15 protein-coding genes and 1 pseudogene are annotated in these 19,340 nt (G+C 59.6%); 8 read left to right on the top strand and 8 right to left on the bottom strand.

From position 1 onward, the window contains the following. The first annotated feature begins 33 nt into the window (after nucleotides 1–33). The 3 genes from JX25_RS09615 (at nucleotide 34) to tnpC (ending at nucleotide 5,276) form a co-directional block, all read left to right on the top strand. Entirely contained in the window at nucleotides 34–1,470 is a 1,437-nt protein-coding gene (locus tag JX25_RS09615; protein WP_128254779.1) for a ComEC/Rec2 family competence protein, read from the top strand. A 643-nt stretch (nucleotides 1,471–2,113) separates the two neighbouring features. Next, nucleotides 2,114–2,731, top strand: coding sequence for a hypothetical protein (locus tag JX25_RS15115; protein ID WP_241557896.1), 618 nt, complete (start codon nucleotides 2,114–2,116; stop codon nucleotides 2,729–2,731). A gap of 865 nt (nucleotides 2,732–3,596) precedes the next feature. Further along, nucleotides 3,597–5,276 (top strand): IS66 family transposase, encoded by a 1,680-nt coding sequence (tnpC, locus tag JX25_RS09605; protein WP_128254778.1) that lies wholly within the window; start codon nucleotides 3,597–3,599, stop codon nucleotides 5,274–5,276. A 136-nt stretch (nucleotides 5,277–5,412) separates the two neighbouring features. On the opposite strand, the pseudogene JX25_RS15285 reads toward tnpC, so the two are convergent. Continuing rightward, nucleotides 5,413–6,537: pseudogene (locus JX25_RS15285) on the bottom strand (DUF3644 domain-containing protein). A 198-nt stretch (nucleotides 6,538–6,735) separates the two neighbouring features. On the opposite strand from JX25_RS15285, the gene JX25_RS14955 reads away from it, so the two are divergent. Next, the gene (locus JX25_RS14955) at nucleotides 6,736–7,365 is read left to right on the top strand and encodes a GNAT family N-acetyltransferase (protein ID WP_206611541.1); all 630 of its coding nucleotides are present in this window, start codon (nucleotides 6,736–6,738) and stop codon (nucleotides 7,363–7,365) included. Between the two features lie 219 nt (nucleotides 7,366–7,584). Here the strand turns inward: JX25_RS14955 and JX25_RS09590 are convergent, their stop codons facing one another. From JX25_RS09590 to JX25_RS09575, 4 genes are all read right to left on the bottom strand, one after another. Beyond that, a complete protein-coding gene (locus JX25_RS09590) occupies nucleotides 7,585–10,038 on the bottom strand; it encodes a type I restriction endonuclease (protein WP_128254777.1) in 2,454 nt (817 codons plus the stop codon). A gap of 1,078 nt (nucleotides 10,039–11,116) precedes the next feature. Continuing rightward, complete coding sequence (locus tag JX25_RS09585; protein WP_128254776.1) at nucleotides 11,117–11,461, bottom strand: hypothetical protein; 345 nt, start codon at nucleotides 11,459–11,461, stop codon at nucleotides 11,117–11,119. 203 nt (nucleotides 11,462–11,664) lie between these two features. Beyond that, a complete protein-coding gene (locus tag JX25_RS09580) occupies nucleotides 11,665–12,333 on the bottom strand; it encodes a CYTH domain-containing protein (RefSeq protein WP_206611540.1) in 669 nt (222 codons plus the stop codon). Nucleotides 12,334–12,348: 15 nt separating this feature from the next. Then, nucleotides 12,349–13,239 carry a LysR family transcriptional regulator gene (locus JX25_RS09575; RefSeq protein ID WP_128254775.1) on the bottom strand — a complete coding sequence of 297 codons (891 nt, stop codon included), beginning with the start codon at nucleotides 13,237–13,239 and terminating at the stop codon, nucleotides 12,349–12,351. 85 nt (nucleotides 13,240–13,324) lie between these two features. Between JX25_RS09575 and JX25_RS09570 the strand changes: the two genes are divergently transcribed. Together JX25_RS09570 and JX25_RS09565 are read left to right on the top strand one after the other, a co-directional pair. Further along, nucleotides 13,325–13,729 (top strand): aldo/keto reductase, encoded by a 405-nt coding sequence (locus JX25_RS09570; RefSeq protein WP_128254774.1) that lies wholly within the window; start codon nucleotides 13,325–13,327, stop codon nucleotides 13,727–13,729. A 122-nt stretch (nucleotides 13,730–13,851) separates the two neighbouring features. Then, nucleotides 13,852–14,688 carry a hypothetical protein gene (locus JX25_RS09565; RefSeq protein ID WP_128254773.1) on the top strand — a complete coding sequence of 279 codons (837 nt, stop codon included), beginning with the start codon at nucleotides 13,852–13,854 and terminating at the stop codon, nucleotides 14,686–14,688. Nucleotides 14,689–14,815: 127 nt separating this feature from the next. Here the strand turns inward: JX25_RS09565 and JX25_RS09560 are convergent, their stop codons facing one another. Together JX25_RS09560 and JX25_RS09555 are read right to left on the bottom strand one after the other, a co-directional pair. Beyond that, on the bottom strand, nucleotides 14,816–14,962 hold the full coding sequence (locus JX25_RS09560) for a RidA family protein (RefSeq protein ID WP_241557895.1): 147 nt from the start codon (nucleotides 14,960–14,962) through the stop codon (nucleotides 14,816–14,818). Between the two features lie 76 nt (nucleotides 14,963–15,038). Next, nucleotides 15,039–15,749 carry an SDR family oxidoreductase gene (locus JX25_RS09555; protein ID WP_128254772.1) on the bottom strand — a complete coding sequence of 237 codons (711 nt, stop codon included), beginning with the start codon at nucleotides 15,747–15,749 and terminating at the stop codon, nucleotides 15,039–15,041. Nucleotides 15,750–15,848: 99 nt separating this feature from the next. On the opposite strand from JX25_RS09555, the gene JX25_RS09550 reads away from it, so the two are divergent. Then, nucleotides 15,849–16,745 carry a LysR family transcriptional regulator gene (locus JX25_RS09550; RefSeq protein WP_128254771.1) on the top strand — a complete coding sequence of 299 codons (897 nt, stop codon included), beginning with the start codon at nucleotides 15,849–15,851 and terminating at the stop codon, nucleotides 16,743–16,745. Nucleotides 16,746–16,884: 139 nt separating this feature from the next. Here JX25_RS09550 and JX25_RS09545 read toward each other — a convergent pair whose 3' ends face one another. Further along, a complete protein-coding gene (locus JX25_RS09545) occupies nucleotides 16,885–17,739 on the bottom strand; it encodes an alpha/beta fold hydrolase (RefSeq protein ID WP_128254770.1) in 855 nt (284 codons plus the stop codon). A 94-nt stretch (nucleotides 17,740–17,833) separates the two neighbouring features. On the opposite strand from JX25_RS09545, the gene JX25_RS09540 reads away from it, so the two are divergent. Continuing rightward, on the top strand, nucleotides 17,834–18,718 hold the full coding sequence (locus JX25_RS09540; protein WP_164876100.1) for a LysR family transcriptional regulator: 885 nt from the start codon (nucleotides 17,834–17,836) through the stop codon (nucleotides 18,716–18,718). Nucleotides 18,719–19,340: the final 622 nt, after the last annotated feature.

Raw genomic sequence — 19,340 nt, 5'->3', positions numbered from 1 at the left:
CAACTCGTCGCGCGAGGCGCGCGAAGGGACATGATGACTGATAGCCAGACTTCAAAAAAGCCCAAGGTGGCGGTCGCTTCGACTTCCCGCGACGGCAAATCTTCCTCAGTTGGCAAGGCTCGTTTCAACAGAGCTTCCGAGGGCAGACCCTTTGCGGTGCGCGACCCCGGGGAGTTGGCGACGGAACCGCGTTCCTTCGTCGGTCGCATTGAGAGCGTGGAACTCCATCCAGACGCCCCTGAACGGCGACACACCATCATTATCGATGCGGTGGACACTGCCGTGGGCCTCGGTGAGGTGGATCGGCCGTTCGCAGATTGGGAGCGGGAAAACCTCGCGCTCCTGCGTATTATGACCACGGCAGAAAAGTTCGCGGAACTGGCCAAAATGGATGGTCCATACGACGAGAACGGGCATGAAAACCTCGCTGGACGCTGGATGGAGCTTCAGCTCGTTCCGAGAGGCAAGGTGTCGGGTCCGTTGGCCCAAGTCTGTCGGTTAGGTGAGCGCGGATACGAACGCCTGGAACGCTTCACTGTCTCTGAGATCACCGACTTCGGCTTCGATCCTGAAGAGCCGAGGTCTGTCGGTGCGGCTGCAAACTCATCGAAGGTCGTGGCGGCAAGGCTTAGCCGTCGCCGTCAGCCGAAGGGCGTCAAGGCGTCGACCACAGCGTCTTGGCATGACATCGCCCAACTTTACTCAGCCGTCGCAAACACTGCGGTTCATTCCATAGTCGTCCACGACGTTGGACATGCCAATTTCACGACTGTGCTCGACAGCACCGGGGCCCCGATGCTCCACTTCGACTGTGGTTGGCCTATCCCGTATAATTGGAAAACCTATCCACCGACGGAACCGGCCGGACCGTATGCGAATATCGTCGTTCTTTCGCACTGGGACTCGGATCACTACAACGGCTTCCACAGGTGGCCTGCTGTGCAGAATGCGTTTTGGGTCGTTCCTGATCAGAAACTTGGACCCAATGCCGAATTCGTTGTCGAAGCCTTGATGAAGGTCAACCGGCTCATTCTCGCCACACCATTTCCGAGCAAGGCGTTTACCGTCGGAAGCATTACCGTAATTGGCTGTGACCCATCCTCGGTCAACGGGAAGTCCAAGCAGATGAACAACTCCGGGATGGCGATGAGTATTGCCCTCGAGGGCAAAGGAAACGTTCTCCTACCAGGAGACGCCGACTACTTGGGGATCAACAATGCACTCTATCCGGCTCCCGACCGCCTCGTTGTTTCCCATCATGGTGCGAAGGTTGATGGAACAGTTCCGACTGCCCCAAGCACCTGTCCTCGTGCGATCGTCTCGCTGGGGCTGGAGAACTGCTACAAGCATCCGTCGATCGAAAGCATGAAAGCCCACGCCGCCGCGGGATGGCCTCTAGAGTTCACCTCTGAGTTACCTGATGACGTCTGGGGGCGCCAAGCGTCCCGGGGTGACCGGATCATCGTCTGAACGGTGTTATCTGAAGATCGGTGCTGGCGATTACCGATAGTCGTAGTTCTCAGGAGCTGGTGTCGGCAAGCCATGGCTCGTATCAACCAGCGAAGCGATACGGGATGGGTTGAGAATGTGTTGATTTCCACCCAGAAGTGAGCCGATGGAGTAAACCCCATCGGCTGGACCACGAAGGTCCCTTCGAACTGAGCCGCCTGCTGGGCGATTAGCGTTTCGAATTCCTCGGGCGGACGGTAGCCGAGGGCAGAGTGCAGTCTTCGGGTATCGTAGACCCGTTCCAGTTTGGCTCGATGCTTCGCCTGAACGCAGCGACTGCCGCCGCGTTCTTCTATTTGAACACGTCCGTTGGCGCGCAACCATAATCGATGTGCGGCCGCGTCATCTAACACACGACCCTGAGATTGCTAATGCGTGGCGGCCTGATCTTCAGGATCGCAGTGACAACCCTGAAAATGCGGCCATTATCAGGGTCAAACTGTAATCGTGGTAACAAGACTTGGCCATTGTGGAATATGTCTAAAACAGCTCGCTCATAGCCGCCTTTCTTTGCGATATTTTTTATCGGTTATATTTGCGAATAATGTTTGACTCATGCCTGACCCTCGCATACACCTTCCCCTCAGGACGGAAGGAGATCGGCATGGCAAACTCGACCAACATGGCAGTCGCGCTCGCGGCCATCTTCGGCCAGTCCCTGACGAGCGTCGAGGGGCTCAGCCGTGCCCTTAAACAGGCGGGTCTGCGAACCGATGGCGGCAAAGGTCGCGGCGCAAGCAACATGGTGGGACAGGATACGTTCAACCTGACAATTGTTCTTGCCGCTGGCGTTGGCATGACCGCCGCGCCGGCCTTCGTCCGGAACGTCATCGACATGGAACTGAAGAGCGGAATTCTTCTGCAGGGAGAACAGGTCGTATGGGCAGCGAGCAATCAACCGCCCCGGGACTCCGCGCTCAGCTTCATGAAGCAGGATCCGCTGCCCGGAATTGAGGTCACATCCACTCTCGGCGCGTTCGTGGGCAATTGGATTGACGGCCTGTTCGACGCCACATTGCCCTGGAAGGAGGAAGGCGTTGCCAGCCTTGAAATCGGGCTGAGCGGTCCATGGGCTGATTTCACTCTGGAGTGGGCCGGCAATCGACTGGAACTCGGCTTTGCTGCGCAAGGGGCAGATCCGAGGGCCGAGCCTGACTGGGAGCGTAGGATCATTTTGCGCGGAAACCTTTTCCGCAAGCTGGTGCAAATTGTTGAGACCTGAACCAAACAGCCACCCTTTGCGATCCCGAATTATCGACTTTAGACAGTTGGTCCCGAACATGATCCCTCATATCGTCCTCACGGCCTTCCGCCTGATACGCTGATTTCTCCGGATCGGGCGCAGGGTGTCGCTTAGCCTGATGTCTCCCCTGAACTGATCGCCGGAAACGGCCTCGAATCGTCTGTCATAGAACAGGCCGTTCCGGGGCTGCCCGGAGCATTCAGAGGGCCATCCACTTCCGAGCTTTCCTGCAGCAGACGAATTTCGGCAATCAGACCGATTGCTTTTCGCACAGCCGTCGCCCGATCCGGACCGGAGCCGAAGAACTGCCTGTCGCGGCTTCAGGAAGTTGGTCCACAAGACTTGCCCTCAGCGAGTGCCGAACGGGATGCGAAAAACTGAATCCCTTTTGGGGGTCAAGTCAACTCATTGATGAAGCTAGACTTATTTCAATTCGACGGATTGCGGAATATTATCTCGCGCGACGGTCGCGCGGCTCAAGGAGGCATAACACCATGAATACCTGATGACCCTAGATACGAAAACGCCGGAATGTTGGCGCATTCCGACGTGATCGTTTTCAGGAAGACCGACGCCCTCCAGCGTTGATACTGGTTCATTAGCAGATTCCGCGCTCCGGCGCAAGGAATCCGCATGGGCGACGGTCTTCCTCACCATAACAGGCTTCTTTCCTGACGCCGCTGACAGCCAGCCTTGCCCCGCCCGTAGATTCGGTGGGTGGGGAACGGCACCGTCATGCCTGCGCTCTGGGAAAAGCCTCATCCCCGACCGGCCTCCGTCCGTTGGGGCGCAAGTCCGCACCTGCCCGGCTCCGGGTGGGATCGATCCCCCATGAGGAACGACCATGGCAACCCACAACCCGGCGGAGCCCCTGTGCCCGCCTCCCAACCGGGCTTCGGGCAGGCTCAGCCCCATTGGCCTCCTTTGTGACGGTATCCTGTCAGCCGTCAATGCCGCACCCGGCCTCCCCGACAATGCAAGAATGGCGATCGGCACGCAGGTCAGCGGCATCGTGGTGATGTTCTCCGCAGCCGAAACAAAGGTCGAAACCGCCAAAAAGCGGATCCGCGACCTGCGGAAAGATGTGCGGGCACTGAAAGAACGGCTGGCGGTGCTGAACCAGGAGCATTTCGGCACCAGCTCCGAACGGAGCCTCGATTCCGACGCCGACATCGACCTCGGGGACGACAATCCCGACGAGGAGGACGAACAGGACGAGGAGGCGAAGGCGAAAGGCAAAGCGGCGCGGAAGATCTCAAAGGATATCAAGATCAGGCGGGTCGATCACTACCCCGAGGACATGACCTGTTGCACCTGCGGCTGCCAGATGAAATCGATCAAGGCGGAGGAGCGCGTGGGAAGCTTTCAGATCGTCCCCGAGCACGTCGTCGTGGTCAAGGACGTGTATCATACCTGTGCCTGCAATCGCGACGAACGCTGCAAGGAGAACAAGCCCGTGGCGGCCAAGGCGACGAAATTCATCATGAGGAATCGCGGTGTCGAGACCGGCCTTATCGTCGAGGCGGCGGCCCAGAAATTCTTCGAAAGCAACGCGATCTACCGGATGGAACGGCGATTTGCCAACAGCAATATCAACCTGTCTCGCCAGACCATCGGCCGGAACCTCGCCCATCTGTCCCGCTTTTTGCGCCCGGTCTGCGAGGAGCTGCTTGAATACATCAGGTCTGGCTCCGTGGCGCATATGGACGAGACCCCGCTGCGGATCCAGGCGCCGGGGACCGGAAAGAGCGATACCGGCTATCTCTGGGCCCTCTGCCGCGATGAGCGGTGTTGGAATCCGGACACGCATCCAGCGGTCTATTACGAATATGCTCCCACCCGGGCGGGGGAGGTGGCTGAAAGACTACTGACTGGTTCCCTGATCGAATATCTCCAGACCGACGGCTATGCCGGTTACAACCGCCTGTTCAGGACTGACGGCACGAACCAGCCCATGACCCCGGTGCGGTGCTGGGCCCACGCCCGGCGGAAGTTCCACGAAACCCTAAAAGCGACCGGCAGCGGCCTGGCGGCGCGGGTCAGGAGCAAGATCACAAAGCTGTATAAGATCGAGAAGACGGCGGTCGGCCTGCCTTCCGAGGCGCGCCTTGCGATCCGGCAGGAACAATCAATGCCTATCCTTGACGATATTCACACGGATCTCCTCAAGGCCGAGGGTCGGGCGCATGGAGAGCTGAAAAAGGCGATCAACTATACGCTGAACGCATTCGATGCCCTGCGGCGTTTCGTTTTCGATGGCCGACTGGAAATCGACAACAACCCCATCGAGCGCTGCATGCGGTTGATCGCCCTGGCGAAGAAGAACTCGATCGGTGCCGGCTCGCACGAGGCGGCGCAGGTCTGGGCGATCTTCTATACGCTGATCGAAAGCGCCCGTCTGAACCAGGTCAACCCGCGTGCCTATCTGAACTGGGTGGTGGAACAGATCGAGCGCAGCGGCGGCGAGATCGACCATGCCAAGCTGATGCCTTGGCACTGCCCCGTCGGGCACCTGGACGCCTGACCGTCGATCGGCCCGGCCTGCTAGGCCGGGCTAGATCCATCCCGTCATCACAATAATCAGCCGGAATCCTCGAGGTTTCCGGCCGAACGGCGTTGGAACCAAGTCAAGGATATTCGAATATCATACATGTTCGACATCAAATGAATTTCTCACCTTCAGCTTCGCAGTGCTGGCGCACCTGATCGATCCAACGATCGAACCAAACCCAGTTTCCATAGTCACCGACGCACCCGAAACCCTTGCCCGGGTTTTTCGCATCGAATTGCTTCCAGAGCTGCGTATGGTCATGCATGCGGAATTTTTGGAAACCTGCCGCTTGCATCTTCTCCACCACTTTGTTGGGCGGATACCGATCCTTGTTCACCTCCTTGAGGATGATCTTGCTGATTTCCCCCGCCTCGTCGCTGCCGCCAGAGACGATATGAACCGCGGTGTCGGCCGCGCCGGGCTTCTTCGCCACCATCGGCACAAAGCCGTAGGAGATGCGATAAGCCGGATCCTTCATCTCCTCGTCGGTGAGGCCATGCTCGAACGCATCGATGGCCGCCTCGATATGCTTCGGAAGGCCGGACGCCTTCTTCAGAGCGGCCCGCTGTTCCGCGCCGAAGGAAACAAACTGCAAGGCGAGCGGTAGGCGCTTCTCCAACCCATACTGCGCCCCGAACTCCTTCTTCAGCAGGTCATTGAAATTCAGCGCGCAGGACTGCAACTTTGCGCCAAGCGCATCATCAATCCGGTTGGTCGAGCGGTGTTCGATCTCATGGCGGATCTCGATCAGAAATTCGAGGTTCTTGGCGACTCCGCCTTTCACCGGGCATTTCGGCTACTTGAGGCAATGGCCAAGCTCCCAGAATTTTTCGGCACCCTCCTTGGTCTTCTGCCCCGCATAACGATAGTCGATTCCCTCCCGACGGAACCAAGCGTGGAGCAGATATGTCCAAGCGATGATCGCCGTAACGATGAACAGTTCGGCCCGGAAAGTCAGCCCGGCGGAGTTGAAAGTCTGGACCCCGGCGATCATCGCCTCCCGTGCTTTGATGAGCAACTCATCGCCGCGAACGCTGAGGCCGGTCGCATGATCGATGTCCGGCCATGTCGAGAGAAAGGCATCCAGATCGTCGTCAGTAGCGGGTTTCGTCGCTTTGTGCTTCGCCTCGCTTCGGATTTCTCCGATCAGCCGATGGTTTACCGTCCGGGTCGGCCGGGTGAAGTAGGCCAGGATGTCCTGATCATTCGTGGATGCTCCGCCCCGCGTGATCATCGCCTTGACCAATGCGACTTCCCAGTTCTCGAGGGTGTTTCCTCGACGCCGCTTAATTTTCTTGGGGCCATTATCCTGGTCCGCCATCCTGAACTCCCTGAGCACGCGCGGCAGCCGAGCTACCGAACATGTAGAGCACTATCTCTGGGGGCGGCTTCACCGGCAAGCCCGAGCGCGATCTCCCAGGGTTCGGCTATCATGGTGGCGCGCATCTTCGTGGGGATACAGGACGGATATGGTCCGCACAGTCGAATCGGGTCTTGGGTCGAGCGCAACGGACGCAACCTTGGCCGGGCGCGCTCCGCAAATGATCCTGACATCAGAGGCGTTTCGGGGGCCTTTGCACCGCTTACTGCACTTCGGCCCTTCAAGCCCTCCGATCGTCCTGCCTATGATGCCTATCACACGCGGCCCGAGGTCTACAGGTTCCTCTACACTCCCGTCCCCGGGGGAGAGCAGCTAGATGAGCTACACAAGCGGATCTTGAGAAAATTCGCGAAAAGCAAGCTCAGCAAAGCCGATCTAGGACGATTAGCGAACGTCCATCCAAGTCAGGTTGGCCGTGTATGCGCGGGCGACTTCAAAACAATTAGCAATAACGTGGTACAAATTTGCAGGGTCCTCAAAGTTAAGGTGCCAAAAGTCGACGAAGAGATTGAAATGGATGCTGAGTGGGCAAAAGCGAATGCGAGCCTGCGCCGGATCTGGGACCAAACCCCCGAGGGAGCCGCGATCATCAGACGCGTCCTGGATGCTATTGCAGATTTGCGCGGGCCTAAAGCCGATAAGGTGGACGGCCCACCCCGACCTTCATCGAAGCGGATGTGAATGATAGTTCTGATCGGGAGCGGTAACTCAGCGACGACCCGCGAACAGCGGCTCCCAAAGTTCGATAAGCAGAAAACCGTCGGTCTCCTAACCGCCCGAACGGGGCGGGTGACCCGGTTGTCGCTATACTGCGCACGGATGGCCGCTTTGCCCGTGGCAGCTTCGCCGCGCCGCCATTAGACGGCGCTCCCAACTCGGGGAGCAAGGCACTTTTAGAGATCATCCGCGTTCAGGGTGGAGCTCCGGCAGAGCTTTAAAAGCTGCCGCGATTGGGCCGTTCAGCATTTCTCGAGCAAATTCGGACCTGTCACCGTCTCCGATATCCGCTAGGTATAGCAGAGCGATTTGTATTCGGGCCATTAGAGCCAACGAGTCCCGTCTACAGGCCTCATCGATCCAGTCGGTTGCAACCCGAAACTCACGATGAAAATATTCATAGAGAGCGAAAGTAATGGGCTCGACGATTCCTTCGCGGTGGCACACGATCGAACCTTCACCCGGAACATCATGGACGCGCACGGCATTGAACTGTAACTCGGGGCCAACTGATCGTAGGACCACGGGCGCCGAGGCGACCTCCAAGAGGATAGCCGTGTCAATGCGCTGGTCGGCACCGTCGATCCTGGCTACCGACGGCACCATCGCAAGATGGGACAGGATCATCCAGCTGTGGAAATCGTGGTACATCTCGCCCGGTGTTTCTTCCGGGTCCAATTCGATGCGGCTGTGTCTGCCGTTCGCTTCGACGAGCAGTGAACCGTCTTCGGTTACTGTGAAGTCGACAAGGCCTATTCCTGGATGGTAAGTCGCAAAACGGGCCCCGGGCTGCACGGTTTGCAGGGTGGGTCGTTCTTCCGCGAGTGCCAACACGAGATCTAGGGATAGCCCAAACCCACTACTTGCGGCGTCCAGAATCGCTTGAGCCGCCACAATATCGCCCAGCGGCAGATTAGAAGATGCGCTTGTGAGCCATTCAGCCGCCGTGACCGGATCTAATAGTTCCGATTGCGTCAATTCATGAGCAATCAGGGCCGCCAGTTCGCTGGCCAACAATTCAGGAAGCCGCACGATCAAGACAGGCTCTCCTGACGGCTGCATCGCCGGTTTCAGGTAGCCGTCTTTAACCAGGCTCTTGATTGTGGCATTCGTGAGCCTCGTGGTCAGCTTCTTTTTACGGACCATGAAGACGCCCATGGATTGCAGGACGAGTGCGATTGGGCGCTTCCTACTGCGGGCGTCGTCAAGCACAGCCATGGCTATCTCATGAAACTGATGGCGCAGTTCCTGACCGGGGAACGCCTTTCGAGCATGGGCGATCATCTCAAGGCCGATCAGAGGGGCGAGGCTCGCTCCCCAGTTGGGATCACCGAATTTGGCGTTCTGCATGACGCTCCAAGCGCGCATTCGCAACGCCCACGGAAAGCGCAATTCGCGGGCCGATAGTGCGCCGTGCATCAACCATATGCGCATGTCCGACATCATGTTGACGGCCGCGCGGAACTCGGCGTCGCTCATCCGATCCACGGCAATCCGAGCAGCTCGACGCCCGATCTGTGATTGATCGCGACCGCCTTTGCTCTCGAGGATGCGATGAACTGCAGAGTCGTCAAACGCCACAACCACTCGCAGGCCGACACCGAAGCGACTGGAGCTGAGGTCCTCTATCTCGGCAACGGCCCTTTTGTTTCTAGGGTCGATACCGTCCAGTGCCAGAACCAAATGCAGATGCTGGTCGCCCTGCGAAAGTTGCATCAACCACGCCCGGGCTTCCTCTTTCGTCACGGGCCAGTTCAGTTGATTGGCTAACCCATCGGCGACGGCCTGGACGATGCCACTACGCCCGACTTCGATCAATAAGGTAGCAAACCGGTCTGCCTTCCGGGTTCGGCCCGCTAGGTCGCGCAAAATGTTGCTTTTGCCGATGAGCGGCGGACCTTCGATCAGGATCAGGCGCTTCCCATCTTCAAGCAAATCGATCGCTTCCTCAGTCGCCTCGCGTTGAATCAGGAAGTCCTTGGTGAATGGGAGACCGGGGTTGTCGGAAGTGGCGGTTAGATCTTCAATGGTTGCATCGCTGAGCTGCTCTACCGCCTGCCGCCAGATCGCGGGTTCGTTCCCCATCAATGTCTGGATCGCCTGCTTCAGGTTCCCGGCAGCGAGCCGCGCGGCGGCATTTATGGTCGCGACAAATTGGGTTTCCGTAAGCGTGTCGGCTCCGAGGCGCTTTCCGGTGTAGCTGTCGAAGATGCGGGTTTGATTGCCATTCGTCACAATGACGATGGGTGCCATCGGATCGAGCACCCGCGCGTAAGAGAGACCCTGTGCTTCATCCTCGGTGGACAACGCGTTGCCTTCCCGCTTTAGTTCGAGGACGGCCAAGGGAACGCCACCCTTCTCAAGAATGATGTCTGATCGCGCCTGCTTGTCGTAGCTGTCGGTATTGTCGACGTCGATCCTCGAGCGTCCAAAGGTGAACGAGAATTTGACCTGGTGTTTCACGTGAGCGGGGTCGAGCCACGGGAAGACCCGCATGACGGTGCCGCGGATTGCCGCTTCAAGATCGGTCTCGGTCTTCTTCTTGGTCAATTTGTTCGCTGGCATTATGGTCGGCTCGGTTTGGATCGGAGAAACGTACGCTGCGTCTGAAAAAGTGTCGAGCAGCAGATCGCCCATTACTGTCGCTTTCTAAGAGGATGGGGATGGCAGATAGGGCGAGGACATCCCCGGGCTTTTGCTCTTTCCGGTCGCAGCTGAAAGCCTGCAGGATGAGTAGCGGTCAGCAAGCTCGTGCGAGTTGCCTGGACAACCGCTTTTTTAGGATCGCTGCGGTCGCGATGCCACACCACAGTTGGGCGGTTTCCCCGTTCTCAGAGGGCGCCGGGCAGGGTGTCACCTCGAGGCGCTTGAGTGTCTGCTTTCCTACCATCGCTGCGCTTGCCTCGCCGCGGTGCCGTCGGACGGCTTTCCGCCCTTTCCGTGTTATCCGCGCGGTAGCGAGCGCGATGGTGGCGATGCGGTTGAAGCATCTTGCGCTACCTGCTCAACTCCGGAATTTCGCGACCCTACATCGACGGAATGTTCCGCAGACAAGAGCGCTGACATCTTGCTCAGCAAGCGCAGCACTGTGCAGAGGAGCTAGCGTATCTTCTGAGGACATGCGCGCGTCGGAAGTGCTCCTTGAAACAAAAAGCAAAACTTCTTGAAACGCGTCACATTTTTTGGCAGGCGTCAGATAGTGCTGCCTTTAGCGATGGGAAAAATTGCGTGAAAACAGCGGGGCCAATCGCTGATGCGAAAGCGGGATTGCCTTTCCTGTCACAAAGGTCTGCCTCTGATAGGCCGCAGCCCAATCTTCGCCCTGTGTTTCGATCCGGTCCGACATGTCGTGGCGCTCCTCCCTGTTCCGCCAGTGGCGAAGCCCGACCTGCGGCCGGACGGTGATCTGACACACGGGGCCGGAGCGGTGAAATTGGGAGGGACCCGCGCCTTGGCGTGGGAGGAACCGGATTTCTCCGTGGAGGCTGACGCGCAGCGGCACCAGAGCCCGTGTTCGGATTGCCGGCCGGATGGCAGGCGGAAAAACGAAATGAAAGATCGTCAGCCGTGCCAGAGCGAAGCGGAGGTGCGGTTGTCCCTTGGATCAGCGATCGCGGCGCCCGCGATCACCATATCTCTTGAAAAGCGGCCTCTCGGCTGCCGAGCAGCATCGACGCAAAGAGCCCAAAGCGGTCATTTGCTTGATTGAGGATGATCACACTATGCATGGAGCACCCATGTCATCGAACCACAGCTGACATTCGTAGCGAATGCCCGGCCGGTTCATGGCTGCGAGGGTCGAGTGGAAGATGTCGCGACATCTGACGCAATCCTCGTAACTTTCCCAGTCGAAGACCTCGTCCATGCCCAGCAGGCTCAGCCTCATGTCCATGTGATTCCGTCCGTCGAGGTCGAAAGCCACGATCTCTGAGGCGGGCACGAACAGGTTCCTTGCCTCGAGGAACGGGAGGAGCTCCTTCACCTCCTCCACGGTAAGATACGGCGTGCCGCATCCGGTGGAGCCTTTCGATATGATCAGATCCGCTTCGGCTTCCGTCATGTGGCCATCCGTCGGATTTGCGATGGAGGGGGTGTCGAAGCCCAGCAGTCGCTATTCAAGGACAACATGGCCCACCCTTAATTTGCATTCAGCCATCAGTAAGAAGCTAGTCATGCCGGAACGCAATGTCGGCTTCGTCCCATCATCAACCGTCACGGCCTTCATAGGCAAAATAGGATGTCACCAACTCTGCACGACCGAAGTTAGGCCATGGGTTTGTGTGCTAGATCCTTGCTGCGTCGTTTGGCTTGGCGCGCAGCATGTGCCATCTTCTTCTTCCGCGCCTTCACCAGGTTGATCTTCCGATACTTCTCGACCCCGGTCACTTCCTTTGCGATCCAGTCCGGAAGATGCACGTGTGTATCCTCGCGCGCCAGTTCGACTTCCGCCAGGATCACACCATCCAGAAGGCCGTGATACTCGTCGATCATCCACTGCTGATCACCCACAAGAACGTGGTGACGCGTCTTCTCGACAACCTCGCCCTTGCAGTGCTGCTCCAACAAAACCAAACCGTCCGAAGCTGGGATCGCGTATTCAAATTCGTGCCTTGCAAGGCCCTTGCGCGGCCCTTTCACGGTCAGCGTCGCTTTGTCGTCATAGAAACGAATGCGGATCTTGCGCCCATCATAGAAGGCAAGAAGCCCATCTCGCAAACGAGAGGACTTCACGACCACGCTTCGCCATGAGTCATTGGCAAGAAGAAACTTCCGTTCGATTTCGACCGGCATAGCTGACACCTGTGAGCGGTTCTCTTGGAGGGCGTTATGTGCGCTGACCTGCTGAAGTAGCAAGGTATACTGTGGCAACGAGATATTTGAGCATCGAAGTCTGCTCCATCCTATAAGACACTCAGAGCCCATTGCAGTCATTCGAAGCGATCCCTGTCAGCCTACTCCATTCAACCTCATCCGGTGCCTTGCCACCAGATCGCGACAGAACTCCGCGACGACTTTCACGCGGCGGGACTGCGCCAGATCCGACTGGGTGACGAGCCAGATGTCCTGGTCGATGCCGAGCTCGGCCTTCAGGCAGACCAGTTCAGGGCCGGCAAGGAAATGCGGCAGCACCGCCAGTCCCTGTCCTGCAACGCAGGCGGCATACTGCGAGGCCACCGAGGAAGTGATCAGCCCCGGACGCCGACCTTGCAGCAGGCGGTCCAGCCACCCGGCGGCGGGAAGATGGGCATGTATCTCGGTCCAGCCAATGAAGCTGTCCCCCTCGAACGCCGCAGCATCGGGCCGATGGGTACGCGCCGCCATATATGCGGGCGATCCGTAGAGTCCGTAGCCCAGCACCCCCAGCCGTTGCAGCGAGACGTTGCCGCGGTCCGGCTTCACCATCCGCAGCGCGATATCGGCATCGCGGCGGTGCAAGTTCGCGGTGGCGATGTCGGTCACGATCTCCAGCGTCATTGCGGGATGCGCGGTGCGAAGGCGGCCGATCTCGGGCAGGATCAGATGCGTGGCGAAGGTTTCGGCGGTGGCAAGGCGGACCGTTCCCGACACCTCGGCCTGCTGCCGCGTGCCGGACAGCGACCGCGCCGCCGCCTCCATCTCCTCGGCGCGTTCGATCAGCGCCGCGCCATCCTCGGTCAGCCGATAGCCGGTCTGCTGGCGCAGGAACAGCGGCTGGCCGATGGCCGCCTCCAGCCGCTCGATCCGTCGCGAGACGGTGGCGATGCCGAGGTTCAGCCGCAGTGCCGCCCCGCTGAGGGTCTGGCTGCGCACCACGGCGAGGAATACCTGAAGATCATCCCAGACGAGGTTTCCAATCATGGAAAACAGCCTTCCATTGCGGCGCATATATTCCAAGGATGAGCGATGACATCTTCCGCCCCGATCCGCAAGAAAGGGACAACAGATGCTACAGCGCACACTCGGACAGGGCTTCAGGACTTCCGCCCTCGGCCTCGGCTGCATGGGGATGAGCGAGTTCTACGGCCCGCGCGACGACGCCACCTCGATGCAGGTGCTACACGAGGCGGTGGAGCGGGGGATCGGCATGCTCGACACCGCCGACATGTATGGCCCCCACCACAACGAGGAGTTGATCGGGGCCTTCCTGCGCGGCGGCGCGAAGGTGAAGGTCGCGACCAAGTTCGGCATTGTCCGCGCGGCAGGCGAATACCGGCGTGGGCTGGACAACAGCCCCGAACCAAGGACACTGGCAGAAGGGAACAAAAGTAGACTGAGCTGTGCGCAAGAGGGCAGATTTTATTGGGTTCTGACGCTGCAGGACCTCCTAGGAGCGTTCTTCGTGGTGTGAGCCACACGCAGGGCTGCTATGCTGTGACACCGATACTGGCATGATCCCGGATCTCATTCGGTCGTTTTCTCGCCCCAGCTTCCCTTATAAAATTCAAGTGGCGAGGCAGAGCGGTAGTTGAGATGGAAGACGAGAAAACGATCGAAGCGCGGCGGGTGGCCCTTGCTAAAATTCGGGAAAGGCTCGACATCGATCAAGTTACGAGGGAGCGGTTAGCGCAGCAAGTCCAGCAACTTCAGGTCAACGCGAAAGCGATGATGGACCTTTTCGCTTCCGTGGCGCGTGCAATCCAACCCGTGCTGGGTCCGCTACCGGAATTTTTCAGCGCGCTGAACAGATACCGAGAAGCGAAAAAACTTCTTGCACAGTCTCAGATCATGCCAAGCCGCACTATTCCATGGCCTCTGTTTGACGAAGGAAGCCCCGAGAAATTCACTGAAAGCGTTTTGGAACACTATCGCCAGAAGTGGGCAGAGGTCGAAATTGATCTCCTATCCGGCGTTCGCGAATTTGACGTCAGCGATGTCGCAAAGGATGCGTTCGCCGACGCGCTCGCTTGCCATCGCAACAAGCTTTACCGATCCGCTGTCCTCACGTTGTTTCCCGTCCTAGAGAACGAGTATCGACAAGCGTTCAAGCGTGAACCCAAGGGACAAGCCAGCCTTAGAGATTTGAGAACTGCGATGATGGAGGTCCCGATCGGCGTTGCCTTCAAAGATCTAGCCTCCTACGACTTGATCCAGATCGTTCACAAGCATCTGTATGCCCAGGTGGTCAGCCCTGAGTCTATAGAGCTTTTCGAGAACAACCTGATCCCGAATAGAAACGCGGCAATACATGGGCTTGTGGATTACAACAACGAAATCAGCAGTCTCAATGCGATCTTTCTTGCCGAGTACGTCCTCTACCTCATCGCGCAAATTAAGCCGTACCTCGTCGAACAGGAACCCAACCTCTAGGTTGCTGACCGGAGCCGCCGGAGATGTCAGCCGTCGAGGCGGCGTCCGATTGGGATAATCCGCCATATGTTAAGGAACATTGGGCGACGGCTGTGCTGATCCTGTGTCAGTTTGAGATCGTGAGGGATCACCTAGGGATGCGGGCGACGACCTTGATCTCGAAATCGAAACCGGCAAGCCAGTTCACCCCGACGGCCGTCCAGTTCGGGTAGGGTTCCGAGGTGAAGATCCTGTCCGCCTGATCCCCAAAGCTCCTCAAGCTCAAACCGGGCACGTGACCTTCTTGGACAATCGGCCTTAGAAAAGCCCCGATGCATACCGAAGGACGCACCGGGACCGGAAGTCATCCGTCACATCGTGCGCACGGGGCGCACGACGATCTCGTTCACATCCACATCGTCCGGCTGCTCGATCGCATAGCGCACCGCACGGGCGATCGCCGAAGGCTGCAGAGCAATGGCGCGATACGCCTTCATCGCCTTGGCCGCCGCCGGATCGGTGATGGTGTCGGCCAGTTCGCTTTCGACCACACCGGGATGGATGCAGGTCACGCGCAGGTTGTCATGCTCCTGACGGAGTCCTTCGGAGATGGCGCGCACGGCATGTTTCGTCGCGCAATAGACGGCGGCCGTCGGCACGACCGACAGCGCCCCGATGGACCCGATGTTGACGATATGGCCCGATCCTCGGGCGGTCATCTCCGGCAGAACCGCCGCAATGCCGTGCAGAACGCCCTTGATGTTGACGTCGATCATGCGATGCCACTCGTCGACCTTCAGCGAGGACATGGGCGACAGGGGCATCACCCCCGCGTTGTTCACGATCACGTCCACTTGCCCGAAAGCCGCCCGCGCCGCTTCGGCGAAGCCTTCCACATCGGCAAGGTCCGTCACGTCAAGCTTCCTGAAACGCACCTCGCCCGGCAGTTCCGCCGCCAGCGCTTCCAGCCGGTCGGTGCGGCGTGCGCCCAGCATGAGCCGATACCCTGCAGCCGACAGTTCCCGTGCAATGCCGGTGCCGATCCCGCTGGAGGCGCCGGTGATAAGAACAACCTTTTCCATGTCCGATCCTTTCATGATGATATTGCGGAAAAGGTAGCGACCAAGCACCCTGCGCATAAGCCGCCCAATGCTGAATATGCTGGTAAGCAGGAAGAACCAATGAACCTGAACGGACTGAACGTCTTTCTTGCGGTGGCAGAGGAGCGAAGCTTTCGTGGTGCCGCTGACCGGCTTGGCATCAGCCGTCCCGCCGTCAGTCAAACGATCCGCCAGCTGGAAGGGGAACTCGGGAGCGCCCTGTTGCGCCGGACCACCCGCAGCGTTTCCTTGACCGAGGAGGGAGAACGCCTTCTCGCAGGGCTGGCTCCCGCTTTTGCCGGTGTGCGAGCTGCGGTCGCCTCGGTCGCCGACACCGACGCGACCCCGCGGGGGCAGGTGCGTCTTGCCGTCTCCTCCATTGCCGAAGACGTTCTGTCAGGGCACTGGCTGACGGAGTTCGTGCAGCGATGCCCCGAGGTGCAACTGGACATCACCGTGACGGATGAGGAGTTCGACATCGTGGCCGAGGGCTATGATGCCGGGGTCCGGCTCGGCGAAGTCATCGCGCAGGAGATGATCGCGATCCCGGTCTCGGCCCCGCAGCGCCAGCTGGCCGTCTGCGCACCGTCCTATCTGGCTAGGGTAGGGGCGCCCCGGCATCCGCGGGATCTTGCCGCACACCGTTGCATTGGCTGGCGACCCTCGCCGCGATCCGCTCCCTATCGCTGGAAATTTGCTCAAGACGGTCGCGAGTTTGCCGTCGCGGTGGAGCCGGAGATCACGACGAACGACATGGCCCTGATGACCCGCCTCGCCTGCGCGGGAGGGGGCATCACCTTCGGCATGGAAGAGTGCTTCCGCGTCCAGCTGGAGCGCGGCGACCTGGTGCCGCTTCTGGAGGAATTCTCCCCACGCTTCCCGGGCTTCTTTCTCTACTATCCGAGCCGGCGGGACATGCCCTCGCGACTGCGCGCCTTGATAGACTGCGTTCGGTCGGAGCGGCATGTCACGGATTGAGGTGCTGCACAGTCCGACGGATTGAGCACCTCACGCCAAGTCCACCACGGTCAGGGACGTTGCGATTATCTGCGATCAGGACGCAGGCAAGCAGCTGGCCCCGACATGTTCGGCCGGCTGGGTTCTCGGGACAACCTGATCAAAGCTTCTCAAGGAACGCCCGGATCAGCCGCGCCACGTCTTCCGCATGCGTTTCGAGCGCGAAGTGACCGGCATCGAGCAGATGGATCTCCGCGTCGGGCAAGTCCCGGCGATAGGCTCCCGCCCCGGCAGGAATGAACGCGGGATCGTGGCGGCCCCAGGCCGCCAGCAATGGCGGTCGATGCGTCCGGAAGAACTCCTGGAACGCGGGATAAAGCGCAAGGTTGCTGCGGTAGTCGAGGATGAGGTCGAGCTGGATCTCCTCGGCCCCGGGACGCGCCATGTAGGCGATGTCGAGTTCGTATCCGTCGGGCGAAAGCCGTGCGGGATCGGCACCCGTGCCGTATTGCCAGTCGCGGATCGTGTCAGGCGCGAGAGAGGGGCGGCAGGCCTCGCGGTTCTCTGCGCTCGGGTCGCGCCAGTAGGCCTCCCACGGGCCCCACTGTTCGCTGAACCCGTCCAAATAGGCGTTGCCGTTCTGGGTGATGATCGCCGAGATCCGCTCCGGGTGCCGCAAGGCCAGCCGCAGACCCACGGGCGCGCCGTAGTCGAAGATGTAGAGCGCGTAACGCTCCAGCGACAGCGCTTCGGTGAAGCCGTCGATCACCTCGGCCAGCCGGTCGAAGGTGTAGTCGAAGGCACCCCGCGCCGGGGCCTTCGTTTGTCCGAACCCGGGCAGGTCCGGGGCGATCAGCCGGAAGCGATCGGACAGGAGCGGGATGAGGTCGCGGAACATGTGGCTGGCCGACGGGAATCCGTGCAGCAGCAGGATCACCGGGGCATCGGCCGGCCCCGCTTCACGGTAGAAAACCTCGGTCTCCGCGACCGTCTCGAAACCGTAACGTGTCGTCATGGCAATGATCCTTTCCGTTTCCGCGAAACTGGACCCTTTCTTGACTGGTGAAAATCCGGTCATGTTGAGAGACTGGATTGCAGGATCTGAAATCATGGACCGTCTTGAAGCCCTTTCCATCTTCGTGGCCGCCGTCGATGGCGGCTCCCTCGCAGCGGCGGGCCGGAAGCTCGGATGTTCGTCCGCCAAGGTGACCCGCGCCGTCGCCCAGACCGAGGCGATGGTGGGCGAGCGATTGCTTGAACGCACCACCCGCCGCTTTGCTGCGACCGAGGCAGGGATCCGTCATGTCGAAAGCTTTCGCAGGATCCTGGACGAGTTCGAGAGCCTGCGTCCCAGGTCTCGCGCGACGGTATCCGGAATGATCACCGTCACAGCGCCGGAGTTGTTCGGGCGCCTGCATGTCCTGCACGCGATCCGGAGTTTCCAGAAGGCGTATCCGGAAGTTCGCGTCCGCCTTCTGTTGTTGAACCGGGTCGTTGATCTGGTGAGCGAGGGTCTGGACGTCGCGGTCCGCCTCGCGGCCCTGCCGGATTCATCGTTGTCGGCGGTGAAGGTCGGCACGGTGCGGCGCCTGACCTGCGCCGCACCCTCCTATCTTGCCGGACGTCCGCGGCCCACGCGCCCTGCGGATCTGGGCGATCATTGGTGCATCGGTCTGAACGAGGCTGGCGCTCAGGAACTCTGGCAATATCGCCACCCAATCGCGCCGCACCGCCTTCGCTCCGTCCGCGTGACCTGTCGCCTGTCGACCACCAGCGCCGCGACGGCCATCGCTGCGGCGGAAGAGGGAGAGGGGGTGATCCGCCCGCTCTCTTACCAGGTGCAACGGCAGTTGGCCGAAGGGACACTCGAAACCCTGCTCGACCGGCACGAGCCGGAGCCGCTTCCGGTCCACCTTGTGTTCCGACCGAGGCTTGGCAGCGCTGCGCGCGCTTTTGTCGATCACGTGGTCCCGTTGCTTCGTCGCTCAATCTGACGGAGGCGGAAGCAAATTTCCTGATGCCTGTCTCATCGCTCCGCTCCGAACCTTTCCAGGCGAATGCGGTTCTGGTCGTGCGGTGGGTGGGTGCCTCCTGGGCGGGTGCCCGCCACGTGAAGTGCAATAATAAGCCTTATGTCGGGTCATGCACGACGAGTGCAGGTGCCGCTGAAGACGCGCTTTAACTCCGTAAGATCCGGCGATCAGCACAAGTAAAGGCAGTTACCCCAACGCTTGAGCGCAGGCTCATCAAGGCCAATGATTGAGAAGAATGCGGTCAAAAGGCAGACCATCTGACCGAAAGGGCAGAACTATCTGCCGCTTATCATTTTTTGGCAGGCGTCAGATAGTCCTGCCTTCAACGAGGGGAAAAACTGCGCGAAAACAGTATGCCAAATTCCCAGTGCAAAGGCGGGTTTGCCTTTCCTGTCAAGAAGATTTGCCTCTGATAGGTCGCACCCTGATCTTCAACACGTGTTCTGATCCAGCTCGACATATCGGTGCGCTCCTTCCTATTCCGCCAGTGGCGAAGCCAGCCCCGCAACCGGACGGTGATCTGAGACATGGGGCCGGAGCGGTGAAATTGGGAGGAACCCGCGCTCTGGCGAGGGGGAAACCG

It is taken from the genome of Falsirhodobacter deserti, assembly GCF_004015795.1.
Lineage (GTDB): Bacteria > Pseudomonadota > Alphaproteobacteria > Rhodobacterales > Rhodobacteraceae > Falsirhodobacter > Falsirhodobacter deserti.
Note: the sequence above shows the minus strand (reverse complement) of the source record. Positions and strands in the feature narration are given on the sequence as shown.